At 36.5% G+C, this 25,421-nt stretch carries 20 protein-coding genes and 2 pseudogenes; 8 read left to right on the forward strand and 14 right to left on the reverse strand.

Annotated elements, in window-relative coordinates; all coding sequences use genetic code 11:
• Nucleotides 1-100 precede the first annotated feature (100 nt).
• The 8 genes from ACFPVY_RS00605 to ACFPVY_RS00640 form a co-directional block, all read right to left on the reverse strand.
• Nucleotides 101-799: a sulfite exporter TauE/SafE family protein gene (locus ACFPVY_RS00605; protein WP_379789736.1), complete on the reverse strand. Its 699-nt coding sequence runs from the start codon at nucleotides 797-799 to the stop codon at nucleotides 101-103.
• A gap of 1 nt (nucleotide 800) precedes the next feature.
• Nucleotides 801-1,259: a FixH family protein gene (locus ACFPVY_RS00610; RefSeq protein ID WP_379789737.1), complete on the reverse strand. Its 459-nt coding sequence runs from the start codon at nucleotides 1,257-1,259 to the stop codon at nucleotides 801-803.
• A gap of 241 nt (nucleotides 1,260-1,500) precedes the next feature.
• Entirely contained in the window at nucleotides 1,501-2,919 is a 1,419-nt protein-coding gene (ccoG, locus tag ACFPVY_RS00615) for a cytochrome c oxidase accessory protein CcoG (protein WP_379789738.1), read from the reverse strand.
• Between the two features lie 22 nt (nucleotides 2,920-2,941).
• Complete coding sequence (locus tag ACFPVY_RS00620; RefSeq protein WP_379789739.1) at nucleotides 2,942-3,877, reverse strand: cbb3-type cytochrome c oxidase N-terminal domain-containing protein; 936 nt, start codon at nucleotides 3,875-3,877, stop codon at nucleotides 2,942-2,944.
• Nucleotides 3,878-3,881: 4 nt separating this feature from the next.
• The gene (locus ACFPVY_RS00625) at nucleotides 3,882-4,076 is read right to left on the reverse strand and encodes a CcoQ/FixQ family Cbb3-type cytochrome c oxidase assembly chaperone (protein ID WP_379789740.1); all 195 of its coding nucleotides are present in this window, start codon (nucleotides 4,074-4,076) and stop codon (nucleotides 3,882-3,884) included.
• A 5-nt stretch (nucleotides 4,077-4,081) separates the two neighbouring features.
• Nucleotides 4,082-6,274: a cytochrome-c oxidase, cbb3-type subunit I gene (gene ccoN / locus ACFPVY_RS00630; RefSeq protein ID WP_379789741.1), complete on the reverse strand. Its 2,193-nt coding sequence runs from the start codon at nucleotides 6,272-6,274 to the stop codon at nucleotides 4,082-4,084.
• Between the two features lie 33 nt (nucleotides 6,275-6,307).
• A complete protein-coding gene (gene ccoS / locus ACFPVY_RS00635) occupies nucleotides 6,308-6,499 on the reverse strand; it encodes a cbb3-type cytochrome oxidase assembly protein CcoS (protein ID WP_379789742.1) in 192 nt (63 codons plus the stop codon).
• A gap of 59 nt (nucleotides 6,500-6,558) precedes the next feature.
• Nucleotides 6,559-8,955 carry a heavy metal translocating P-type ATPase metal-binding domain-containing protein gene (locus ACFPVY_RS00640; RefSeq protein WP_379789743.1) on the reverse strand — a complete coding sequence of 799 codons (2,397 nt, stop codon included), beginning with the start codon at nucleotides 8,953-8,955 and terminating at the stop codon, nucleotides 6,559-6,561.
• A 104-nt stretch (nucleotides 8,956-9,059) separates the two neighbouring features.
• Between ACFPVY_RS00640 and ACFPVY_RS00645 the strand changes: the two genes are divergently transcribed.
• Together ACFPVY_RS00645 and ACFPVY_RS00650 are read left to right on the forward strand one after the other, a co-directional pair.
• On the forward strand, nucleotides 9,060-9,740 hold the full coding sequence (locus tag ACFPVY_RS00645) for a Crp/Fnr family transcriptional regulator (protein WP_379789744.1): 681 nt from the start codon (nucleotides 9,060-9,062) through the stop codon (nucleotides 9,738-9,740).
• A 193-nt stretch (nucleotides 9,741-9,933) separates the two neighbouring features.
• A complete protein-coding gene (locus tag ACFPVY_RS00650; RefSeq protein ID WP_379789745.1) occupies nucleotides 9,934-10,755 on the forward strand; it encodes a phospholipase A in 822 nt (273 codons plus the stop codon).
• Nucleotides 10,756-10,870: 115 nt separating this feature from the next.
• Here ACFPVY_RS00650 and ACFPVY_RS00655 read toward each other — a convergent pair whose 3' ends face one another.
• A complete protein-coding gene (locus ACFPVY_RS00655) occupies nucleotides 10,871-11,137 on the reverse strand; it encodes a DUF6896 domain-containing protein (protein ID WP_379790254.1) in 267 nt (88 codons plus the stop codon).
• Between the two features lie 201 nt (nucleotides 11,138-11,338).
• On the opposite strand from ACFPVY_RS00655, the pseudogene msrB reads away from it, so the two are divergent.
• The 3 genes and pseudogenes from msrB to ACFPVY_RS00670 all read left to right on the forward strand — a co-directional run.
• Nucleotides 11,339-11,788: pseudogene (gene msrB / locus ACFPVY_RS00660) on the forward strand (peptide-methionine (R)-S-oxide reductase MsrB); the annotation flags it as partial.
• A gap of 12 nt (nucleotides 11,789-11,800) precedes the next feature.
• Nucleotides 11,801-12,310: pseudogene (gene msrA / locus ACFPVY_RS00665) on the forward strand (peptide-methionine (S)-S-oxide reductase MsrA); the annotation flags it as partial.
• A 48-nt stretch (nucleotides 12,311-12,358) separates the two neighbouring features.
• A complete protein-coding gene (locus ACFPVY_RS00670; RefSeq protein ID WP_379789746.1) occupies nucleotides 12,359-13,372 on the forward strand; it encodes an LLM class flavin-dependent oxidoreductase in 1,014 nt (337 codons plus the stop codon).
• Nucleotides 13,373-13,375: 3 nt separating this feature from the next.
• On the opposite strand, the gene ACFPVY_RS00675 is transcribed toward ACFPVY_RS00670, so the two are convergent.
• The 3 genes from ACFPVY_RS00675 to ACFPVY_RS00685 form a co-directional block, all read right to left on the reverse strand.
• Nucleotides 13,376-14,263 (reverse strand): tyrosine-protein phosphatase, encoded by an 888-nt coding sequence (locus tag ACFPVY_RS00675; RefSeq protein WP_379789747.1) that lies wholly within the window; start codon nucleotides 14,261-14,263, stop codon nucleotides 13,376-13,378.
• Between the two features lie 86 nt (nucleotides 14,264-14,349).
• A complete protein-coding gene (locus ACFPVY_RS00680) occupies nucleotides 14,350-16,833 on the reverse strand; it encodes a T9SS type B sorting domain-containing protein (protein ID WP_379789748.1) in 2,484 nt (827 codons plus the stop codon).
• 182 nt (nucleotides 16,834-17,015) lie between these two features.
• Nucleotides 17,016-19,259 carry a T9SS type B sorting domain-containing protein gene (locus ACFPVY_RS00685; protein ID WP_379789749.1) on the reverse strand — a complete coding sequence of 748 codons (2,244 nt, stop codon included), beginning with the start codon at nucleotides 19,257-19,259 and terminating at the stop codon, nucleotides 17,016-17,018.
• A gap of 336 nt (nucleotides 19,260-19,595) precedes the next feature.
• On the opposite strand from ACFPVY_RS00685, the gene ACFPVY_RS00690 reads away from it, so the two are divergent.
• From ACFPVY_RS00690 to ACFPVY_RS00700, 3 genes are all read left to right on the forward strand, one after another.
• The gene (locus ACFPVY_RS00690) at nucleotides 19,596-20,147 is read left to right on the forward strand and encodes a DUF4494 domain-containing protein (protein WP_379789751.1); all 552 of its coding nucleotides are present in this window, start codon (nucleotides 19,596-19,598) and stop codon (nucleotides 20,145-20,147) included.
• 215 nt (nucleotides 20,148-20,362) lie between these two features.
• The gene (locus ACFPVY_RS00695) at nucleotides 20,363-20,728 is read left to right on the forward strand and encodes a hypothetical protein (RefSeq protein WP_379789752.1); all 366 of its coding nucleotides are present in this window, start codon (nucleotides 20,363-20,365) and stop codon (nucleotides 20,726-20,728) included.
• A 97-nt stretch (nucleotides 20,729-20,825) separates the two neighbouring features.
• Nucleotides 20,826-21,695 (forward strand): DUF808 domain-containing protein, encoded by an 870-nt coding sequence (locus ACFPVY_RS00700; RefSeq protein WP_379789753.1) that lies wholly within the window; start codon nucleotides 20,826-20,828, stop codon nucleotides 21,693-21,695.
• 64 nt (nucleotides 21,696-21,759) lie between these two features.
• On the opposite strand, the gene ACFPVY_RS00705 is transcribed toward ACFPVY_RS00700, so the two are convergent.
• Both ACFPVY_RS00705 and ACFPVY_RS00710 read right to left on the reverse strand, forming a co-directional pair.
• On the reverse strand, nucleotides 21,760-23,937 hold the full coding sequence (locus ACFPVY_RS00705; RefSeq protein WP_379789754.1) for a S9 family peptidase: 2,178 nt from the start codon (nucleotides 23,935-23,937) through the stop codon (nucleotides 21,760-21,762).
• A 261-nt stretch (nucleotides 23,938-24,198) separates the two neighbouring features.
• On the reverse strand, nucleotides 24,199-25,419 hold the full coding sequence (locus tag ACFPVY_RS00710; protein WP_379789755.1) for an aminotransferase class I/II-fold pyridoxal phosphate-dependent enzyme: 1,221 nt from the start codon (nucleotides 25,417-25,419) through the stop codon (nucleotides 24,199-24,201).
• Nucleotides 25,420-25,421: the final 2 nt, after the last annotated feature.

Consider the following 25,421-nt stretch of genomic DNA (forward strand, 5'->3'; position numbering starts at 1 on the left):
GTCTTTGCGAGAACAATAAAAAAGAAATTCAATGAAAATCTGTGTTCAAATAACCGCCCAAACTCACAAATCTAAAATCAGAAATCTAAAATCAGAAATTTCAAATGCAGTCTGGCATCGATTTCACGAACAAACTCACGCTTCCAGGAGAAATAAAATTGCTCAATCCTAATCCTCTCAAAATAAATAAAGTACCAATCAAAACACCGACAAACGGAATAATTTTCTGAAGCTTATTCCTGAAACTCAAGCTTAAAAATCCGCCGAAATATACCGCCAAACTCATCATGGGAATGGTGCCGAAGCCATACAAAACCATATACAATACCCCTAAAGAAATCCCTTGCATCGCCAAGGCACCAAATAAAGCCACATAAACCAACCCGCACGGCAAGAAGCCATTCAGCAATCCAATCGTGAATAAAGCCGAGTTTGTTTTCTTCTTAAATTGACTTCCCAACGCCGATTTTACCTTGGAAATTAATCTAAAAACCGGCTTCGAAAAATTATATTTCATAAAAATATTTTCTGGAATAATTACGATTAAAATCATAAAAACTCCCACAAAAATCGACAACTGCTGTTGCAATCCGGCCAAGTAAAAACTTTTCCCTAAAATCCCAAAAACCAGTCCCAGACTCGCATAAGCCGTGATTCTTCCCAAATGATACAGCAAAATCTGAAGCACTTTTTTCGCCTCATTTCTTCTGTCCACAGGCAACATCATCGCAATCGGGCCACACATTCCCACGCAGTGCAAGCTTGAAATCAGACCGAAAAAAAGCGCTGAAAATAACATATTATTCCGTATCAACCGTCAGCTTTTCCTTGTTCAAATAGCCAACATTGTTAAAATTCCATTCCACAATAATGTCCCAGCGACCGCCCGCCAACTGACTTTTAGGTATGAGCAAATCTTGAGAAGACAGTGAAATCGGAATCTCAAAGTCTAATTTCTGGTCAGACGGTCTGTAAAGGGACACTTTTCCCGTAATATTTTTATAGTCAAATTCTGCCGGAAACGAAATCTTAATTCCTTCAAAATCAGTCCAAATCGCTACTTTTTTATTTAATTTTTCGGCCAAATTTTCCTTGTCCAACTGCTTTTGCAATCCCGTTTCATACTTATAATAATTTTCAATAACCAGCTCATTATCATATTTTTGGTCGCTTTGCACCAAGAAAACAAAGAACAAAATAAACGCCATAAACGTCCCAAAAGCAATCACGATTCCCGTTCCCCAATTCATCTTTTTCATCCTGTTTTTATTTAGAAGCCAAACTTCAGGCTTATTTTTAAATCATTTTCCCGCTCCAGAAACTCGCTTTAAACCTGCTTCGCCGGCAGGTTTAAGAGCTCAAACAATTCCAGTATCGGGGCTAGAACTCAAACTCTTGGCATTTTTTAACTTTCAGTCCGCCAATCTTTGTCGCTATCCTAAAAGGTTTCAAAAACCTGTTAGGTATTTTTTCAACAAAAACCTTATTAGGAAATCCCACTCAATTAAAACTCCTTGGACCTAAAAAGTTCGTTCGTTCGGTTTCAATTAATTTTTCTCCGTTATAGACACCAATTTCAATTTCAGTTTTATCGCCGTCTAAAAGCAACGAATTAATCTCCACAAATAAAGTTCCTTGCGACATTCCGCCTTTTGTAATTGTAAAACTCTCTTTTCCCACCGTTTTAATTTCGCCCTTTGGGTTCAATAATTTGAAGTGGATATCGCTAAAATCTTCATTCGTTTTGTTCATAATTTTATAAGTAAAAACGTTGCTGATATTTTCGCCCTTATGTTCAAAAAGCTGACCCGGAAGCCTGAAAATAGTCGCTTGCACATCATTTCTCAAAAATAACAAACCAATAAAAATTCCGGTTAAAATGAACAAAACCGCCGTGTAACCTTTCATTCTCGGAGAAAATTCAAACTTCGCCTTTTCGGTAATTTCATCTTCAGAAGCATATCGAATCAAGCCTTTAGGAAGATTTACTTTTTCCATAATTGCATCACATTCATCGATGCAAGCTGTGCAATTGATACATTCCAGTTGCGTTCCGTTTCTGATGTCGATTCCCGTTGGGCAAACGCTCACGCACTGTTTGCAATCAATGCAATCGCCTTTTCCGGTCAGCGTGCGATTTTCTTTTTTGTCAAATTTGGCTCTGCCAATTTCCTTCTCACCCCGAACGTGGTCATACGCCACGATAATCGATTTGTTGTCAAGCAGAACGCCTTGCAATCGACCATACGGACACGCGATGATGCACACTTGCTCGCGAAACCACGCGTATATGAAGTAAAAAACTCCGGTAAAAATCAGCAACGCAATGAACGTGCTCCAGTTTTGGTGCAGCGGTTGCTCGATAAGTTGAACTAATTCATCACTTCCAATCAAATAAGCTAGAAAAACATTCGCAATCAAAAAGGAAACTATAAAGAAAACAATCCATTTTATAAGGCGTTTCCGTATTTTTTCGGCATCCCATTTTTGTTTTGCCAAACGAATTTGTGCACCTCGGTCGCCTTCAATCCAAAATTCAATTCTTCTGAAAACCATTTCCATAAAAATCGTCTGGGGACAAACCCATCCGCAAAAAATCCTTCCGAAAGCGACCGTAAAAAGTGCCACAAACACAACTCCAACCAACATAGAAATTACAAACAGATAAAAATCTTGAGGCCAAAAAGGGAATCCGAAAATGTTGAACTTTCGTTCCGTCACATTAAAAAGCAAGAACTGGTTGCCATTGATTTTAAAAAATGGCGCGCCAAACAAAAACAGCAATAAAAAATAACTGACTAATTTTCTGTTTTTATAAAATTTTCCTTTCGGAATTTTTGGAAAAACCCAGAGGCGTTTTCCTTTTTCATCCACAGTTCCAATCGCGTCACGAAAGGATTCATCTGGCAATTTTGACATACTTTTTATTTTGCGTCACGGCTTAATTTTGAGCCACAACTTTTGCTTCTTCCGTTTTTAGAGTTTCTGTTTTTGTTGCAGATTCATCAATCCACACTTCACCTTCAGCAGGTTTTGCATCCTTTGGATTTGTGCCTTGAAGTGATAAAACATAACTCGCAACTTGCTGAATTTCTGAAGGTTTTAAAGTTCCTTTCCAGGCAACCATTCCTTTGCCGTCGCGTCCGCCTTCGGTAATTGTATGGAAAACGTTTTTAATTCCTCCGCCCAAAATCCAGTGGTCATCCGTTAAATTTGGACCAATTGCGCCACCGGCATCAGGTCTGTGGCAAGCGATACAATTAGTTTCAAAAACTTTTTTTCCAGAAGAAATATCTCCAGCTTCAGTTAATAAAGTCACGGTTTCAAAGTCAATTAAATCTTTGGCCGTTTTTTTATATTCTTCGACAGCCAATTTGGCTTCAGCCATTTCAGTTTCAAATTCTTGCACTTGATTGGCATCACCAAAAAGGTGGTATTTTGCCAAATAAATGAATCCGAAAATAATGCAGGCGTAAAAAAGTTTCGTCCACCAAGGCGGTAAATCGTTGTCTAATTCCTTGATTCCGTCATAATCGTGTTCCAATAAAAGCTGTCCTTCTTCCTCAATTGGCCTTGATTTTACAAACCATTTCTTGATTTTCAAGAACGTTTCATTTTCAGTTATCGGAATGCTTTTTGCTTCTTCCAATTGTTTTCGTTGTTCGTCCGTAAGTAGATGATAGGTCACATTATCCACGGCGCTGACCACAATTTCAATGGCAATCAGCAGGAATAGAAACACGGCAAGAAAAACAGAAATCATTGGATATTTCAAAAAAGCAGGTCGGTCGCCAGAGTCGATGAAATATTCCATTGCTATGAAAACACTGAAGAATATCACGGGAACTCGCAGGTAAACAGGAAATATTTTGTTCATAATCTTACTTTTTTAAGTTGTCAATTTCGTTTTCATCTTCAAAAGGAAGGTGGCTCATTTCGGTAATTTTTTCTTTTTTGTACGTGTATGTCCAAGTGTAAAGTGCCACAAAAAACAAGAAGAAAATCAGCAATGATATAATTGGATAAATTTCAATTCCTGAGATGGTATCCATATTTTGTTTGATAAATTTTAGCATCGCAATTATTTTTTAGTTTGTGAATCTTTGACCTTGATATCTGCTCCCAATCGTTGCAAATAAGCAATCATCGGAATGATTTCGCGTTGATACATCGGCACAAATGTTTCGCCTTTTGCAACCGCAGATTTTTTGCTGTCTTCATAACTTTTCTTGAAATCAGGGTCGGTATAAAGATTTTTTTCGATGGAAAGCGCTTGGTTTCTAATAGATTCCTTCGCATTTGCAATTTCCTCTTTTGAATAAGGAACGCCCAATTTTGCCATCACTTCCATCTTCGTTTCAATTTCAGAATAATCCATCGGTTTGTTATTAAAAAGCCATTTGTAAGCCGGCATAATTGAGCCTGCCGAAGTACTTCTTGGGTCCCACATATGATTGAAATGCCAGTTATCAGAATATTTTTCACCAACTCTCATCAAATCGGGACCAGTTCTTTTGGAACCCCATAAAAATGGGTGGTCATAAACATATTCTCCTGATTTTGAATATTCTCCATAACGTTCCACTTCAGAACGGAAAGGGCGAATCATTTGGGTATGACAACCCACGCAACCTTCTCTAATATATAAATCGCGACCTTCAAGTTCAAGCGGAGTGTAAGGTTTTACAACTGCCAAAGTTGGAATGTTTGACTTTACGACAAGCGTTGGAATAATTTGAACCACGCCTCCGATAAGCACTGCGACAGTCGCCAAAATCGTGAGCTGAATTGGTCTTCTTTCCAACCAAGGATGAAATTTTTCCCCTTTAACTCTTTTGTTTGTAATTTTTTGCAAAGCCGGAGCTTCCGCTAATTCATCTTCCACCGCTTTTCCTTGTTTCACTGTTTTGAAAATGTTGTAAACCAAGACAATCAACCCGATTAGGTATAAAGTTCCGCCAATCGCTCGCATCCAATACATTGGCATAATGGAAGTTACGGTTTCTAAAAAGTTTCCGTAAACTAAAGTTCCATCCGGATTAAATTGTTTCCACATTGATGCCTGTAAAAACCCGGCCACATACATTGGAACGGTATATAATATGATTCCCAAGGTTCCAATCCAGAAGTGGAAATTAGCCAACTTTGTAGAATATAAAGTCGTTTTTGTCATTCGAGGAATCAGCCAATAAATCATCCCGAAAGTCAAAAATCCGTTCCAAGCCAACGCGCCAACGTGCACGTGCGCCACAATCCAGTCTGTAAAGTGCGCAATTGCATTTACGTTTTTTAACGAAAGCATTGGCCCTTCAAAAGTCGCCATTCCGTAACCTGTGATGGCTACGACAAAGAACTTTAAAACGGGTTCTGTTCTCACTTTGTCCCACACACCGCGCAAGGTTAGAAGCCCGTTAATCATACCTCCCCAAGATGGCGCAATCAGCATAATTGAAAATACAACCCCTAAATTTTGTGCCCATTCTGGCAAAGAAGAATATAATAAATGGTGTGGGCCTGCCCAGATGTAAATAAAAATCAACGACCAAAAGTGAATAATCGAAAGGCGATAAGAATACACCGGACGGTTCGCTGCTTTTGGTACAAAATAATACATCAAGCCTAAAAACGGCGTGGTCAGGAAAAAAGCAACCGCATTGTGGCCATACCACCATTGAACCAGCGCATCTTGAACGCCGGCATAAACAGAATAGCTTTTAAAAGCATTTACTGGCAAAGCCAAACTATTGAAAATGTGAAGAATGGCAACGGTAATAAATGTGGCGAGATAAAACCAAATGGCCACGTATAAATGACGCTCTCTTCTACGCAAAATGGTTCCAATCATATTGATACCAAAAACAACCCAAACCACTGCAATTGCAATATCAATTGGCCATTCAAGTTCGGCATATTCTTTTGAAGAAGTGAAACCCAATGGTAATGAAACCGCAGCGGCAACAATGATAAATTGCCAAGCCCAAAAGTTGATTTTGCTTAACAAGTCACTGAACATTCTGGCTTTTAAAAGTCGTTGTAATGAATAATAAATACCTGCAAAAATGGCGTTTCCGACAAAGGCAAAAATGACTGCGTTTGTGTGTAATGGGCGCAAACGGCCATAACTTAACCAAGAAATTCCGTCGGTTAAAGTTGGGAATAGATACATTGAAGCAACCACCAGCCCAACGAGCATTCCGATGGCTCCCCAAAAGATGGATGCGTAAAGAAAATTCTTTACAATCTTGTTATCATAATAAAATTGCTGTTTTTCCATAATTAAAAAATTGGATACTAATAAGAGATTGGATTATTGTTTTTGAGTTTCTGGTTCTTGCTCTTCTTCGGCTTTGACGCTGATTAATTCATCGTCAAAAAGCATCCTGACCGAAGGTGTGTAATCATCGTCATATTGTCCGCTTTTTACCGCTTTGACAAAGGCGAAAAAAAAACAAATTGCCACGATGATACTGATGGTTATTAATATGTAAATGACGCTCATACCCTTAATTTTATGTTAACAAAGTTACTTTGGTGCAAACTGAAATAATATGATATTTATCATACTTCGTGCTTTTTCGGAAGTATTTTTTTAGCAAAATAATTGCTTGCCAACGTCACAAAACTGATGATGGTTACAGTACTCAAAGGCATAATAATCGCAGCAACCAACGGCGATAACTTTCCGCTTACTGCAAAACTCAAACCCACGATGTTGTACAAAAGCGAGAGCGTAAAACTCATCTTGACAGTCGAAATTGCTTTTTCGGAAAGTTTCATAAAAGAATGAATTTTTGTAAATTGACTTGCGTCTAAAATTCCGTCGCAGGCGGGAGAAAAAACATTCACGTTTTCTGAGACAGAAATCCCCACATTGCTTTGTGCCAAAGCGCCGGCATCGTTTAAACCGTCTCCAACCATCATCACGTTTTGACCTTTTTCTTGCAGGTTTTTAATGAATTCTAATTTTCCTTCGGGTTTTTGATTGAAAATTAATTCGGTGTTTTTCGGAAGCAATTTTTCCAGGAATTCGCGTTCGCCTTCATTGTCTCCCGAAAGAATTTTTAGCTGATAATTAGAACTCAGGCTCTTAAATAATTTTTCAAGGCCGTCACGATATTGGTTGTCAAAAATGTATTTTCCAGCGTAATTTCCGTTGATAGAAATATGAACCGAAGTCAAGTTATGCGAATCTTTTTCAGAAGCATTTACAAAAGAAGAAGAACCAATTTTCAAGTATAAATTATTGCAACTTCCTTGAATTCCTTTTCCGGTAATTTCCTCAAAACTTTCGACTTTTATATTTTCTAAATTTGGTAAAAACTCATATAATCTTCGACTTAACGGATGATTTGAACCTCTAAGAATATTTTTCAAAGCACACAATTCTTCGGTCGAAAAACCATTTCCTTTAAAAGCAATATCTGATTTTTTATTGGTGGTAATGGTTCCGGTTTTATCAAAAACGATTGTATTTACTTTTTCCAATTGTTCAATAACCACTGCATTTTTGAGATATAATTTTTGATTTCCCATAATCCGCAAAATATTTCCCATCGTAAATGGTGCTGTCAATGCCAATGCGCAAGGACAAGCAACAATCAAAACCGCCGTGAACGAATTAAAGGCAATTGTGGTGTCAATAAAAATCCAATATCCAAAGGATGCGAAAGCAATTAAAAGAAGCGCTGGCGTGAAATATCGACTGATTGCATCAGTGATTGTTTTGTGTTTTTGATCTACTTTTTTCTGAAAAACCGCGTTGCTCCATAATTGCGTGAGATAACTTTTGGAAACCGAATTCAGGACTTCCATTTCAATGACTTTTCCTAATTGTTTTCCTCCGGCAAAAATTTTATCGCCAGACTTTTTATGAATCGGAATGGCTTCTCCAGTTACAAAACTGTAATCGATTTGGCAATTTTCGCTGATTAAAATTCCGTCAACTGGAATCAATTCTTGGTTTCTGATCAACAATCGATCGCCTTTTTTTACATCATAAACCGGAATCGAAATTTCTTCCTTCTCAACATTTATTTGTGTTACCGCAATCGGGAAATAGGATTTAAAATCTCTTTCGAAAGACAGAAAATTGTATGTTTTCTGCTGAAATATTTTGCCCAAAAGCATAAAGAAAACCAGCGCTGTCAGGCTGTCGAAGAAACCTTGGCCATAGCCAAAAATAATATCGACGGCACTTCTAACAAACATCACGATGATTCCCAACGCAATTGGTATATCGATATTGAACATTTTTGCACGGATGCTTTTGTACGCCGAAACGTAATAACCGCTGGCAGAATATAAAAAGGAAGGAAGCGAAAGTGCGAAAATCAGCCAGCGAAAAAAGTCCTTGTACTGGTCAAGCCAAAATTCTTCCACTTCAAAATATTCGGGGAAAGACAATAGCATAATATTTCCGAAGCAGAAAAAGGCAACCCCAATTTTATACGTCAAGCTTCGGTCGATTTTGGCTTTTACATTTTCATAATTGTCTAAAGAAATGTAAGGTTCGTAACCAATGGAGCATAACATCAGGACGATTTCCTTCAAAGAAATTACTTGGGAATTAAAAATAATGCGCACTTTTTTCTCCGGAAAATTAACCTGAGAAATGCTTATTTCCTTTTTAAGCTTGTGTAGATTTTCCAGAATCCAAATGCACGAACTGCAGTGAATATGAGGAATGTGAAGTGAAATAATAGTTGTGTTTTCTTCTTCAAAATCCAATAATTTTGCAACGATTTTCTCATTGTTTAAAAAGTCATATTTTCCATTGACAGCCTGTGGCGTTGCGCCAGGCATTTTCTCGAAATCATAATAAGAAGTGAGTCCGTTTTCGCTGAAAATCTCGTACACGGTTTTGCATCCGTTACAGCAGAAAGGCTTGCTGTCAAAGATAATTTCTTCTTTTTTTATAATATTCAATCCACAATGGAAACAGTTTTGTGTATCCATAATTTGCTCATTTTACCTGATACAAAGGTTGTGATTGGAAGAATTTTAAAATATGATATTTGTCATACTTTTTATATAACTTTGCCCAATAAATATCCTCCATTATGAGCAAGTGTGAACAATGTATCGTTCGGGAATTCAGCTCTTTAAAAGCATTGAATAAAGAAGAACTTCTTAAAATCGCCAATTGTAAATCTTCATATACGATAAAAAAAGGCGAGCCCATTTTTGAGGAAGGTGAAAATGTCAACGGAATTTTCTGCGTAAAAGACGGCGTTTGCAAGCTTTCGAAATTAAGCGCAAATGGCAAGGACCAAATCGTAAAACTGGTTTCAAAAGGAGAATTGCTGGGTCAACGCTCGATGATAAGCGACGAACCGGTGAATCTGACGGCAGTAGCTTTGGAAGATATGGAAGTGTGTTTTATTCCAAAAAGTGAAATTATGGGATTATTTAACCAAAACAATAATTTCTCGATGAACGTGATGAAAAGCATCTGTGGCGACTTAAAAGAAGCTGATGATCACATGGTGAATATGGCTCAAAAAACGGTAAAAGAACGACTTGCAGAAACATTGCTGTATTTAAAAGATACCTTTGGAACAAATGATGATGGAAGTTTAAAAACGCAATTATCAAGAGAAGAAATCGGCAGTATGATTGGCACGGCTACAGAAAGTTGCATAAGATTATTGTCAGAATTTAATAAAAATGGCTTGATTGAATTAAAAGGGAAAAAGATTTTCTTGAAAGATTTAAAAGGGTTGAAAAGGGAAATGAATTAGTTTTTTTAATATGTAAAAAGCTGGTTTTTAAATGCATTGATGATTTTTAATAATTTCCTTCTGGCACTTCTTCGAGCCAATAAGACATTCTTAAATGTTGGAATTGCTTTTGTATTATTAATCTTTAAAATCATTAAAATAGCGTATATTAGTAGTAATCTAAGAATAAATTTCCCCAATTTAAACCAATAAAATGTACTTAAAACATATCCTTTTTTTTTGTGTTCTATTTTCTTTGAATGCAAATTCTCAACTTTTAGAACATGATAAAGATTTCCGCGCCGCAGATTCGTTACTTAAAGAATCTAGTTTTTCTGCACATCGAGATAATTATTTTTTGACAGGAGTTCCATTAAATTCCGACATAAATAGAAATTCAGCCGATGTAAAATATCAAGTGAGTTTTAAACAGAGGTTAACTTCAAAACCAATATTAGGAGGTTTTTTTCCTTATTTGATGTACACTCAAAAAGCATTTTGGGATATTTATGCAAGCTCAAAACCTTTTGCAGAAATCAATTTTAATCCTGGTTTTGCAATGGTTCGACCGTTTTATTTAAAAGGAGGAAGGCTGACTTATGGCTCTATTTCTGTTGAACACGAATCAAACGGACGAGATTCCATCTATTCCCGAACTTGGAATATGCTTGCATTTTCATTAAAGTCACAAGTTTCGCCACGCTGGACTGTTGGGTTGAGAGGTTGGATTCCGATGGTTGATAAAGAAGACAATCCTGAGCTGACAAAATATGTGGGTTATGGTGAAGCAAGTGCAACTTATCAATTGAAACCCGGTCGTTGGAGTGCGGATATTCTTTTTAGAAAAGGAAGCGGACTTATTAATTATGGCTCATTTCAAACGCAAGTCAATTGGAAACCTTATAAAACTGAAAATTATTATTTGACGCTGCAATGGTTTGTGGGTTATACCGAAAGTTTAATCGATTATCAAGAACACAAAAGCATGTTGCGATTGGGATTTGTATTAAAACCAGAAAACATGGGAATTTTTTAAATTTTTAAGTTTTGATTTAATATCCAGATTGAAAATGGAGAATCGCCCTTTTCTACTAAATTTCCTTCCGTTTTCAAAGTATCTAATAGTTCAAAAAAAACATTTTCACTAGTTATTATGTTTTTATAATTATCGAAAAGGTGAGTAGTAACAAAAAATTATAGAGATAAAAATAGTCAATTGCTCCATAGTTTTTTCCTGAAATTATGCTAACGTGTAGGTATTGCTTCGTTTTTGTATTTTCAAAATTGCAGTGAGAACCGTGAAACCAATACATCCAATCATCATTGAGTTTTCCTTTTTTTAAATTATTTTTAATGTTCAAAAATTTGTCAAAAGGAGAATTGGAATTTAAATCAAGATTGAAATTTGTAGCAAGCAGGCTTTTATTTCAAACACAGAAATTATTTCAATGAGAGCTTTTTTTTCGGTTTCCAAATTTAAGTTTTAGTCGTTCCAAATATAAGAATTATGTCATGCAAATTTTTTAGCGCTGACAAAATAACTGAATTACGCCTTTGGCATACTTTTTATACTAATTGAAGTAAGTTTCAAAATAATTAAAATAGAAAGGAAAATTGAAATGTTAAAGTGGATAGACATTATTAAGTTTGCCAGCACAGGAAATCCAACGCCTGACCAAAAAGTGGAAAAATCAGAAGCAGAATGGAAATCACTGTTGAGCCCAGAAGTTTTTTGGGTCACAAGAGAAAAAGGTACTGAACGCGCACACAGTTCAGAAATGTGCTCGCTCTTTGAATCAGGAAAATATGCATGCAGTTGTTGTGGTACGTTACTTTTTGAAGGCGATGAAAAATTTGAAAGTGGCACAGGATGGCCTTCTTTTACACAACCTTCGAAAGAAAATGCCGTCGCTTATCACAAAGATAGTAGTTTTGGCATGGTTCGAATTGAGGCGCTTTGCAATACTTGTGACGCACATTTGGGCCACGTTTTCCCCGACGGACCAAAACCAAGCGGGCTTCGTTATTGCATGAATGCCTTGTCACTAAAAAAAGTTAAGAATAATGAAAAGAAAGCCATTTTTGGAGGCGGTTGTTTTTGGTGTACTGAAGCAGTTTTTAGTGAATTAAAGGGAGTTCAAAAAGTCGAAAGCGGTTATACTGATGGTCAAATTGACAACCCAACTTATCGCGAAATTTGCAGTGGATTAACCGGCCACGCTGAAGTAATTCAAGTCACTTATAATCCGGAAGAAATTTCGTATGAAGATTTGCTACGCATACATTTAAGCACGCACAATCCCACGACTTTAAATAGGCAAGGAGCTGATGTTGGAACGCAATATCGAAGTATAATTCTTTATAGAAATGATACAGAAAAAGAAAGTGCAACAAAAATTATCGCTGAAGCAAAAGCTGTTTTTCAAGAACCAGTTGTAACACAATTGAAACCATTTGTTCATTTTTATAAAGCAGAAGATTACCACCAAGATTATTATAAAAGCAATAGCGAAGCCACATATTGCCAAGCGGTGATTGACCCAAAGCTTGCTAAATTCAGACAACTTTTTAACAGCAAATTGAAAAAGTAAAAGCCTTTTCCAATTTATAATTACGATGAAATTTTCATCACCATACTTATGAAAAATAATAAAAATATAGAATATTCGATATTAGAGCTCGCTTTTGTTTCAAGCGGATCAACTGTAGCACAAACGTTTAAAAACAGCGCTGATTTGGCCCAAAAAGCCGAAGAATTGGGATACACCAGATTTTGGTTCGCAGAACATCACAATATGATAAGTATTGCAAGTTCAGCCACAGCACTGCTAATTGGTAATGTTGCCGAAGGAACAAAAAAGATAAAAGTGGGTTCGGGAGGTATTATGTTACCAAATCATTCGCCGTTGATAGTTGCCGAACAGTTTGGAACTTTGGGCACATTATATCCTGATCGAATTGATTTGGGTTTAGGTCGTGCACCCGGAACTGACCAAGTTACTGCACACGCCATTCGATCTGACAGAATGAACGCTGTTCATAATTTTCAAGGAGAAATTGAAGCTATTCAGAATTATTTTTCAGAGGATAATGCTTATTCGCAAGTTCGAGCAAACGTTGCAGAAGGTGTAAATGTACCGTTGTATATTTTAGGTTCAAGCACTGACAGCGCACATTTGGCAGCGAAATTAGGTTTGCCTTACGCTTTTGCAAGTCACTTTGCGACCTCACAATTGTTCGACGCTTTAGAAATTTATCGAAGAGAATTTCAGCCATCAGAATTTCTTGATAAACCTTACACAATCGCAGGTGTAAATATAATTGCAGCAGATACAGATGAAGAAGCCGAACGAAATTTCACATCATTGATCCGAATGTTTTTAGGCGTTTTGACCGGAAAAAGAGAATTTTTGCAGCCGCCATCTGAAATGACTGACGATTTCCTGATGTTGCAACACAATCCTGCTGTTCGCGATATGTTGCGCTATTGCTTCGTTGGCCGAAAAGAAGCCGTCAAAAAACAACTGGAACGCTTTTTAGAACAAACCGGAGTTGACGAGATTATAGCAGTTTCAAATATGCACGGACATGATGACAGAGTAAAATCATATGAGATCTTGGCAGAAATAATGAAAGAAATCAATGCCGAATAATTTTTAAAACGTAATCTTTTCAATAAAATTTTTGCGCATTTTATCGTCGATTTTCAATTCGTTAGTAATAAAAGAATCCATTCCGCCATATTTATTGTCAATTATTTCAAACATAGTATTGATGTAAATTTCATCGACAGACATAAAGTTTAAGATGACATTTGTGTTGATTTTTGGGCGGATGATTTTTAAAAATTTTGCTTTTCGAATGGTACTTTTTATTTTAGATTTCCGGTAGTAATTTGACAAAAGATACTCGTTAACAATTGTTGCTCTGTCAACATTTGCGAGTGAAAGAAGTAAGGCCGTTACAATTCCTGTGCGGTCTTTTCCTGCAGAACAATGGTATAAAATTGCGTTTTCTGATCCAATAATCTTCTGAATTGACGCTCTCAATAACGGAATATTTTCAGTAATTGCTTTTGAATAAAATTCTCTCATAAGTTCTTTAGATTCTTCTTCAGAAACTTCACCTCGAAGCACTTTCTCTTTCATTTGCCCCATTAAATCGCCCTGATCACTCACGATGGGAATCGAAATATAAGCAGTCTCCGTCGGAAGATTATCCTCTTTTTCTGAAGTTTCTGCTTCCGTTCGAAGATCAATAACTGTTTCGATTTTTAAGCTTTTAAACTTGGTAAATTCTTTCTCCTTTAATTTTGATAAATTATCAGATCTATAAATTTTTCCCCATTTGATAGTTTTTCCTTCAATGGTAGAAATACCTCCAACATCTCTGAAATTGGTGGTTTTCTTCAATTTTACAAATCGTTTTTCTGAATTTACCGCGTTTTCAACAAGAGATTTTTTGTCAAAAGAACTAGGGAAATTTGTAGCACAAGAAGTGAACAAAAACAAAATTATTACAAAGGAAACGATTTTAATTTTCATGACATAAGGGTATGAAATAAACAAAAAAACAGCATGATGATAAGCTTCATTATGCTGTTGTTAAAAATTATAAATTGGAAAAAAAACTATCTTTTCATTGAAAAATGTGCCTTGAATTCTTTTTGATTTCCGTTTCTTCCTCGGTAAATTACTTTAAACCAATAATCCGTTGAAGGCAATTGCCTTCCGTTATAAGTTCCGTCCCAACCTTTAGAAACTGGGCTAAGATTTTTTAAAAGTTTTCCATATCTGTCAAAAATATAAATCTGGGCATCTGGCTGATCAGCAAGTGATTTTATGTTCCAATAATCGTGATAACTGTCACCATTTGGAGTGAAATATTTTGGGTAATTCAATGCAAAAACGTCCAAGAAAATTTCAGTACATCCGTTAAGATCTTTGACTCTAATTTGATATTCTCCCAAAAATGGACCTGTAAATTGATTATTTGTTTGAATTGGACCATTGTCAAGCTGGTACTCAAAATTTCCAGAACCTCCAGTCACATTAACCGTAATTGTTTGAATATCTCCAAAATCTTGTTCGATCGAAGCAGTGGCTGTAGCGTTAGAATTAGCGGAAACTAAAGATATTGCCGAAGCAGTGCATCCGGTTGCAAGATTTGTAACCACGACTTTATAAAGCCCAATTTCCGTCGCTTCGTGCTGGTTAGTTGAATTCGGAAGTACGTTATTATTTAAAGTCCAAACGAAGCTAAAGTTGCCATTATCTGGAATTTGTGAATTAAGAATTGCATTTGAAATTGTGGCACCATTTTGATCAACACAGATCGTCTTATTCGATAATCTCGGATTTGGAAGCGGGTTCACTGTAATCACTTTTTCGTCATAAACGGTGCAACTGCCATTAGAAACGGTATATTTTATTGTAATTGTTCCAGGTGCAATTCCCGTCACATTACCATTATTGTCAACTGTTGCAATTACATTATTTGAACTTGACCAAGTACCGCTAGAAGTAGAATTTGTAAGTTGGATACTATTATTTTGACAAACTTCATCAGCACCAGAAATTGGAGTAATTGTTAAGGTTCCAACGTTAACATTCAAGGAAACCGAAGTCGCGCACTGACCAGAATTTGGCGTAAAAGTGTAAGTTCCCGAATTTGTATTGCTGATTGAAGAAGGACTCCAGGTTCCTGTAATTCCGTTTGGCGAAGTTGTGCTTAAAGTGGGAACAGAACTTCCTGCGCAGATATTTATCGGAGTCACGTTGAAATTCGGAACAGTTGAATTTCCAACAGTAACATTCAAGGAAACCGAAGTCGCGCATTGTCCCGCATTTGGCGTAAAAGTATAAGTTCCCGAATTTGTATTGCTGATTGCAGACGGACTCCAAATTCCTGTGATTCCGTTTGGAGAAGTCGTGTTCAATGTCGGAACAGAACTTCCTGAACAGATATTTAGCGGAGTTACCTCAAAATTAGGAATAGTTGAATTTCCAACCGTCACGCTTAAAGAAACCGAAGTCGCGCATTGGCCAGAATTCGGCGTAAAAGTATAAATTCCCGAAGCTGTGTTGCTGATTGCCGAAGGACTCCAGGTTCCCGTAATTCCGTTTGGCGAAGTCGCGCTTAAAGTCGGGACAGAACTTCCTGTGCAGATATTTATGGGAGTTACATCAAAATTAGGCGTAACCCCGTCACTTACAATTACATTTACCGTATCAAAAATCTGAGCACCACAACTGTTTGTCGCAGTTAATGTAACAATTACTGTAGTTCCCGCACTTGCAATTGCCGGCGTGAAGGTTGTCGAAAGAGCGTTTGGATTTGAAAAAGTGCCACTTGAAGCTGACCAAATTACAGATTGCTGACCTTGAGCCGTTCCTGTTAAAGAAACTGGATTTCCGGCACAAGTTGTTACAGAAGCAGGATTAGCATTCACCGTAAAAATCGATATCGGAGCAACACATCCGTTGTTTATGTAAGTAGCGGCGCCCGATGGTGTGAAAAGAACTGTTGCACCATCTCCGGCAGCATTTTGTCCGGATTGATCAATTAAAAGAGAGCGATTATAAGTTACGGTGTCACTGCAGGTTCCAAAATTTATTTTAAGTGTTCGGGTTGCAGAAGTTCCAAAATTTCCAAAATGGCCAGCTGTTACATTTTTGTTTTGAAAAAGTATATAAATCGTGTCAGTCAACGCTCCAAAAGAGTTTGCATTTGTATCGAAATTATAGCTGGTAACCAATACTACCGTCGCATTTGCTGGCAATACTCCTGCAGTTGGTTCTAAAACTTGTCCGCATCCGCCAGCGACCAAAATAGCTGTATTAAGCGCGGCAACTTTTGAAGCAGTAATGGTGTTTTGAATTACACCTCCCCAAGAATTACTGGGCCAATTTACCGTCATATTGCTGGTGTTAATCGCAGTTGCTCCAACTTTAAAACGAACCATTTCATTTAATCCTTCGGTATTTGGAGCGCCTTCGCAAGCATCGACCAAAATACTTTCAATTTCAAAACATTGTGAAAACGAATTTTGACTGAAAAAAAGAGAGAAAATAAATAGAAAGATAGTCTTTGCTACAGTATTTTTTAATTTCATTGTGGTATTTTTAAAACGGCGAAAGGTAACTTTTTTAAAATTTCTAGGGGATTTTAAACGTTTACGAAATCATTAAGTTCATCGCTATTATAATTGGAATCATTTTGCTTTTTGTTCGAGTTTTTTAACAACAAAAACACTCATATCAAATTAAATTCGGATAAGGTTTTCTTCGAAATTTACTAGTTGCGCTGTCTGTTGATTTGAACCCAGCCCGTTGTAGCCTCAATTCCGTCTCGATGAATTACATAAAAATAAGTTCCATCTGGCAATTCGTTTCCATTATCTGCTTGACCTCGCCATTCTTTTGTATAATTTTTATGGCTAAATACTTTGGTTCCATATCGATTGAAAATGGTTATTTCGTTAACATTTAGACCAGTTAAATCAAACTCATCATTTTTTCCATCGCCGTTCGGAGAGATACCTTTTGGAATATTGCATGAAATTCCGTTGATGGTATATTCAGCCGTAGTTTCGCAATCGCCAAGAACTGTAACTGTGAAAGTCATTGGGAATGTCGGATTTGAGATTCCAGAAACATATTCTGTAGCATTAAAATTCTCGCTGTTTCCAACTTCAGTTCCGTTTGCATTTTTCCAAATATAATCGACGTCATTTGGATTGTAAGAATTTGAAAGCGGAGAAACATTTAATAGCAATGCTTTATTTGTACATTCTTCAGAAATAAGTGCTGAAATAGATCCAACAGTAACATTCAAGGAAACCGAAGTCGCGCACTGACCCGCATTTGGCGTAAAAGTGTAAGTTCCAGAATTTGTATTGCTGATTGAAGAAGGACTCCAAATTCCTGTAATTCCGTTTGGGGAAGTCGTGCTTAAAGTCGGAACAGAACTTCCTGAACAGATATTTATCGGAGTTACATCAAAATTAGGAACAATAGAATTTCCAACAGCAACATTCAACGAAACCGAAGTCGCGCATTGTCCCGCATTCGGCGTAAAAGTATAAGTTCCCGAATTTGTATTGCTGATTGCAGACGGACTCCAGATTCCTGTAATTCCGTTTGGCGAAGTCGTGCTTAAAGTTGGAACAGAACTTCCTGTGCAGATATTTAAAGGAGTTACATCAAAATTCGGAACAGTTGAATTTCCAATCGTGACGTTCAACGAAACCGAAGTCGCGCATTGTCCCGCATTTGGCGTAAAAGTATAAGTTCCCGAATTTGTATTGCTGATTGCAGAAGGGCTCCAAATTCCTGTGATTCCGTTTGGCGAAGTCGTGCTTAAAGTAGGAACAGAACTTCCTGAACAGATATTTAGCGGAGTTACATCAAAATTAGGAACAATAGAATTTCCAACAGTAACATTCAAGGAAACTGAAGTCGCGCATTGACCAGAATTTGGCGTAAACGTATAAGTTCCCGAAGCTGTATTGCTGATTGCAGAAGGACTCCAGGTTCCTGTAATTCCGTTCGGCGAAGTCGTGCTTAAAGTAGGAACTGAGCTTCCTGTGCAAATATTTAAAGGAGTTATATTGAAATTCGGAGTGATAGCATTTGTTACGGTGATGTTTACCGTGTCAGAAATCTGAGAACCACAACTGTTTGTGGCTGTTAACGTGATTGTAATTGTTGTTCCAGCGCTCGCAGATGATGGGGTGAATGTTGTTGAAAGCGAATTTGGGCTTGAAAAGGTGCCACTTGTAGCAGACCATGTTACAGACTGCTGACCAACTGCGGTTCCGCTTAAATTTATTGAATTTCCGGCACAAATACTTCCGGTTACTGTTCCGGCATCAACAGTAAAAGTTTGGACAGGTGCAACGCAACCATTATTTATATAGGTCGCAACTCCAGCAGGCGTAAAAACAACTGTTGCGCCGTCTGAGGCCACATTCTGTCCTGATTGATCCGTTAAAAGCGAACGATTGTAAGTTACAGTATCACTGCAACTTCCGAAATTTATTTTAAGGGTTCGAGTAGCAGAAGTTCCAAAATTTCCAAAATGACCCGTAATAGTATTTGAGTTTTGGAACAAAATATAGATGTTGCTGGTAAGCGCCCCAAAGGAATTCGCTGCTGTGTCAAAATTGTAACTTGTGACCAATACCACTGTAGCATTCGCAGGAAGAACACCGCCTGTTGGTTGCAAAACTTGTCCGCATCCGCCAGCTGCGACAATTGCGGCATTTAACGAAGCAACTTTTGAAGCAGTTCCAGCATTTTGAATCAGTCCGCCCCAATTGTTACTTGGCCAATCGACAGACATATTGCTTGTATTTATTGCAACTGGACCAACTTTAAAACGAACCATTTCGTTTAAACCTTCCGTATTTGTATCGCCATCGCAAGCGTCAACTAAAATGCTTTCAATTTCAAAACATTGGGAATAAGAATTTTGGGTAAGTAAAAGGCATAAAATAATTAGAAAGAAAGCCTTTCTTAAAGTATTTTTTGAAATCATTGTGGTATTTTTAAAATCGGCGCAAGGTAAGTTTTTTAATTTGTTTGAGTAATAGTGAAGTATTACCAAATTATTAACAAAGAGCGGAAAGTTGTTAGTTAAAATGAATTATTGGTAGAAAAATTTGAATTTTTAGAAAAATCTGTTTATATATTCGATTTTATAATTTTCTGCAATTTTTACAATTTGAAATCGATTCAGTTATCTAAATAATCGGCAACGAATTACTTAAAAGTATGTTATGAATGTTTCGTTCAATTTGTGAATATCTATTTTTAAAATTGTGTCTTTTTTTCTTTTTACAAATCTATCTTTGGCATCCTTAAAAAAATAGTTATGAGCGCAATTTGGTATGAATGCAAAGTAAAATATAGAAAATTACAAGAAACGGGAGAGCAAAAGATCGTTACAGAACCTTATTTGGTCGATGCTTTATCTTATACGGAAGCTGAAAAAAGAATCAATGAAGAAATGGGAGCTTATGTTAGTGAAGAATTTAAAATCACCAACATAAAAGTGGCTAACTATGCTGAAATTCATCCTTTTGAAAATGCTGACCGTTGGTTTAGATCAAAAGTTTCATTAGTATCATTTGACGAGGAAAGCGGTAAAGAGCGAAAAGCAAATATTTATTTGTTGATTCAAGGCAACGATTTGAGAGAAGCATTTGATAATACTGTTCAAGTTATGAAAAACACAATGGGCGATTATACAATTCCTTCAATTTCAGAATCGCCAATTATGGATGTTTTTCCATATTTTAGCGGTGAAGAAGGAGAATCTGAGCAATTGGAAAGGTTTAATGCGTTGAAGGCTTCAAAACCTGCAATCGTTGAGGAAATGGTAGATTCTTTTGAAGCATTAGAAGCCGAAATGAACGCAGAATAAAGATTTTGAATTATAATAAAAAGAGGGTTTTGAAGCCCTCTTTTTTTATGGCATAAAGGCAAAGTACGTGCTCGATTAGCTGATCTACTTCTTTCATTGCATTGATTTTATAGAAAATTATTTATGCCAAAAATTAAAATATTTAAAGTTTTCTATTTGGAGATTTTCAATATAAATACGTAACTTTAAGTAAAAACATACTAAAAAACAATACTATGAAAGCACTTGTAGAAATTAAAACAGATAAAAAAATTGAGGATATTGCCATTGTAAATGCGGGCACAGAAAAATATGATTTCATTGTAAATGAGATTTTAAAAGCCAAAAACTTTAAAATTGTTAGCGTTGAGGTTTTTGAAGGTCATCCAGATTCAGAAAAAGAATATGCAAGCATGGAGGTTAATGAAGAAACTTACATTACCACTGTAGTCAATCTAGAGCCAAGCGAAATTGAAAATTTTTTAAATCACAAAAACAGCATAATTGATAGAGTGATGGAATCTATCAGCAGTAGAACGCTCGATATTTTGGCCGCTTCTGAACACGGAAATGAAGCATTTGTTTATTTCAACCAGCCTTAATTGATTAAATATTTGATATACTTTTCCTTCGCGTTACTTATAAACTTTAGGGTTTAATCAAATTTAATTTCTATTTTTACACCTCAAAAAATAAATAATGGCATCAGGTTTTTTTGCAATATTAGATGATATTGCAGCATTAATGGACGACGTAGCTGTCGCAAGTAAAGTCGCTACAAGTAAAACAGCAGGAATTTTAGGTGATGATTTAGCCGTAAATGCTGAAAAAGCTACAGGATTTTTGTCTTCAAGAGAATTGCCAGTTTTATGGTCAATTACCAAGGGTTCTTTTTTGAACAAAATAATAATTGTCCCGATTGCCTTATTGTTAAACGCTTTCTTTCCAATCGCCATAAAATTTATCTTGATTTTAGGAGGTTTTTATTTGGCATTTGAAGGCGTGGAGAAAATTGTAGAATATTTATTTCACAGAAACCATACTGCTCCAGAAGTAATAAGCGAAAACACCGAAGATGATCGAGAAGCAGAAAAAACAAAAGTAAAATCTGCGGTAACGACGGATTTTATCCTTTCTGTGGAGATTGTAATTATCGCACTTGGGACGGTTTTAGATCAAAGTTTGACAATACAAATATTAACTGTTTCTGTTGTTGCAATTTTGGCAACTGTCGGCGTTTATGGAATTGTAGCTCTTATCGTAAGAATGGACGATGCTGGTTACAAACTAATCAAACACTCAAACGACAAAGGTTTTTTATCAAAGGTGGGACACTTGTTGGTAAAATTACTTCCAATAATTATTAAAGTATTGGCCGTCGTTGGAACAATTGCATTAATATTAGTTTCTGGAGGTATTTTTTCACATAATATCGAATACCTTCACCATATTTTTCCAAATATACCTTCTATAGTTAAAGAATTTACATTTGGCTTTGTTGCCGGATTGACCATAGTTTTACTCGTAATCGGTTTTAAAAAAGTTTTTTCCAAGCAGACAAGTCATTAATAAATAAAAAATCCGTTTAAGAATTAACTTAAACGGATTTTTTTTAGCAGCAAAATTTCGAATTTTACTTCAAATGAATATCAAAATAATCAGCAATTTTTTGGTTCAAATGAACTCTGTCTTTTCCGCTAACGTTGTGTTCGTGAGTTGGATATAAGAAATAATCCACTTGTTTTCCAGCTTTAATACACGCTTGAATAAATTCCATGCTGTTTTGTTGTACAACAACTGGATCTTGCGCTCCGTGAATCATTAAAAGTCTGCCTTTCAATTGGTTTGCTTTTTTTGTCAAATTGTTATTGTCATATCCAGCTTGATTTTCTTGTGGCATATCCATATATCTTTCGCCATACATCGCCTCATAAAAACTCCAATCAATTACTGGTCCGCCGGCAACTCCCACTTTAAAAACGTCGCTGTGATTTACCATCAAAGAAGTCGTCATAAATCCACCAAAACTCCAGCCATAAACTCCGATTTTTTCTTGGTCAACAAATGATTTTGATTTCAAAAATTCAATACCTTTCATTTGGTCAGCCATTTCGTTTACACCTAAATTTCTGTGAATTACGTGTTCAAAATCCCTTCCGCGAGCGTCGCTTCCTCTGTTATCAACTGTCAAAACTACATATTCATTTTGCGCCATGTAATAATCGAACAAAGTTGCTCCGCCAAGAAATTTATTGGTTACCAACTGCGCATGCGGACCTCCGTAAACATACACCATCACTGGGTATTTTTTGTTTGCGTCAAAATTTGCCGGATAAATCAATCTTCCGTTTAAAGGCGTTTTTCCGTCTGCAGAAGTGATGGTAACCAATTCCATTTTCGGCAAATTTGTTTTCCCTAAATATGGATTCGCGGCTTTAACCAAATTCGTTGATTTATTCGATTTCAAGTTTACAATGTTTATATCATTTGGAGTTGCAACGCTTGAAAATTGGTCAAACAAAAGCGTTCCGTCACTGCTGATGCTTCCCGAATGAGTTCCAGAAGTGGAAGTCAATTGTGTGGTTTTTCCAGATTTTAAATCTACTTTAAAGAATTGTCTGTCCAAGCCATTGTTTGTTGTCCCGATGTAAAAAAGATTTTTCCCGTCTTTGTCAAAATCCAACATTGAAGTTACGACAACGTCTTTGAATCCTAATTTTCTAACCAATTTTCCGTCAGTATTGTAAAGGTAAAATTGCTCAAAACCGTCTTTTTCGCTTCTGTATAAAAACTCCGAAGAAGAATTTGGTAAGAAAGTCAGATCGTGCAAAGGTTCTACATAAGTCGAAGCTTTTTCTTCAAATAAAGTTTTAACCAAAGCTCCTGTTGAAGCATCGTATTTGTTCAGTTTTAAGTGATTTTGTTCTCTGTTTAAAAGCCCAACATACACGAATTTTCCGTTTGGTTCCCAAGTGATGCACGTCAAATATTGCTCTTTTGGTTCTCCAGTTTGCAAAGTCAATGATTTTTTAGCATTTACGTCATAAATTACCAAAGTCACTTCTTCGCTTTTTTCCCCAGCCATCGGATATTTGATGTCTTTTGATTTGGCAATTCTAGCTCCAAAGTCAATCAACGGATAACCCGCAACCATCGATTCGTCTTTTCTATAAAACGCCAATTTATCATTTTTTGGACTCCACCACATACCTCGGTCGATACCAAATTCTTGACGGTGCGTGTAATCGCTTCCGTTTACAATTCCTTTATTTTCATCAGAAGTTACTGAAATTGTTCCGGAACCATTCGTGATTTTGATATTGTTATCGTCTAACCAAGCTGTATTTTTTCCATCCGAAGAAATGATTTGGTTTCTGCCTTCCGAAGAAAATGCAAAGCCGTTTTTTACCGCTTTTTGGGCAACATCAAACTGAATTAAATATTTAGAATTTTTTCCATCCACTTCAAATTCCAACGTATTTTTATCAATCCAAGAATAGGAATACGGAAACATTCTCAATTGAAATTCATCCGAAGAAAATTTACTTTTTAAGGCATTTTGCAATTCATCTTTGGTCAAAAGTGTTGTTTCTGCCCAATTTCCTTCTTCGCTTTTTGCAAGTAATTTTGAATAAGAATTGTCAAGATAAGTAACTGTTTTGGTGTCTTTTCGCCATTGCGGAGAAACAATATTTTCAACAGCAAAGTTGCGGTATTGTCCATAAGTTGCTTCTTCGATGGTCAGGTTTTTTTGGGCAAAAGCCGTAATCCCAACCAACAGAAACACCGATAAAAATGTGATTTTTTTCATATTTAAAAATTAAAGTCGCTAATTTACTCAAAATAGTAGACGCAGGAATTTTAGATTGTTACAAATTTGATAAAGTTTTTAAAACACAAGATATCAAAGATTCTAACACATTTTTTTAGACATAAATTTAAAAACTAATGCGAAAAGGGGAATTATTAAAATTTTTAAAATTTCTCAAATCCGTGTTTCTTTTAAGTTAGAGGAAACAAAAAAGCCTTTCCAATTAAAAATCAGAAAGGCAAATTCATATAAATTCAAAAACTAAGCAAAAGCAACGTCTTTTAAAATCCCAAGTTCAACCATACAACCCTTCATCATCTCAAAAGTGCGATTAATATCGTTATCTAAACCAATTGAAAAACGAATCAAACCATCTGTCAGTCCCATCTCTTTTTGCTCATCCAACGGAATTTCGCTTGAAGTTGAAGTTCCAGGAGCGCTAAATAATGTCTTGTAAAAACCTAAACTCACGGCCAAATAACCCAAATTTCGCTCTTGCATTAATTCCATCAATTCATTGGCTTTGTCCAAAGTTCCAACGTCAACGGTCATCATTCCTCCAAAACCATATTCGGGATTAATCATACCTTTATATAACTCGTGACTAGGATGGCTTTTCAAACCTGGATAAACAGTTTTCAAACCAGCTTCTTCAAATTTTTCGGCTAAAAACTGTGCATTATGGCTGTGTTGCTTCATTCTGATGTGCAACGTTCTCAAGTTTTTCATCACACTCGCCGAACGCAAACTGTCCATCGTAGGTCCCAAAAGCATGCTCGCTCCGTTGTTCACATTTTTCAAGTCGTTGATAAATTCTTGCGAAGCGCAAACCACTCCACCAACGGTATCACTGCTTCCGTTGATGTATTTTGTCAAACTGTGAATCACAATATCAGCGCCCATTTTTGCTGGAGCAACCGATAAAGGCGAAAATGTATTGTCGACAACCAATTTGATATTATGTTTTTTCGCAATTTTTGCCAAACCAGCAATATCCGCCACTTCAAGTAACGGATTCGAAACTGTTTCGCAGTATAAAACTTTAGTGTTTTTGGTAATTGCCGCTTCCACAACATCTAGTTTTGTAATGTCAACAAAAGTCGTTTTGATTCCGAATTTTGGTGTAAAATTCTTCAAGAAAGCGTACGTTCCGCCATAAATCGTTCGGCTTGAAACGATGTGATCTCCGCTACCACACAATTGCAAAAGCGTTGGCGTAATCGCTCCCATTCCAGAAGCGGCAACATTTGCAGACTCCGTTCCTTCCATTGCTGCCAAAGCTTTATCTAAATATAAATTGCTCGGCGAAGAGTGGCGAGAATACAGATAACAGCCTTCAGCGTTTCCTTCAAAAGTGTCAAACATCGTTTTTGCAGACAAGAAAGTGTAAGTTGATGAATCAGAAATTGAGGGATTTACGCCTCCAAATTCTCCAAAATATTGCAAATCTTGAATATTATCAGCGGGATTGAAATTTTTCATAG

This window comes from Flavobacterium qiangtangense, assembly GCF_042658345.1.
In the GTDB taxonomy this organism is placed as follows: domain Bacteria; phylum Bacteroidota; class Bacteroidia; order Flavobacteriales; family Flavobacteriaceae; genus Flavobacterium; species Flavobacterium qiangtangense.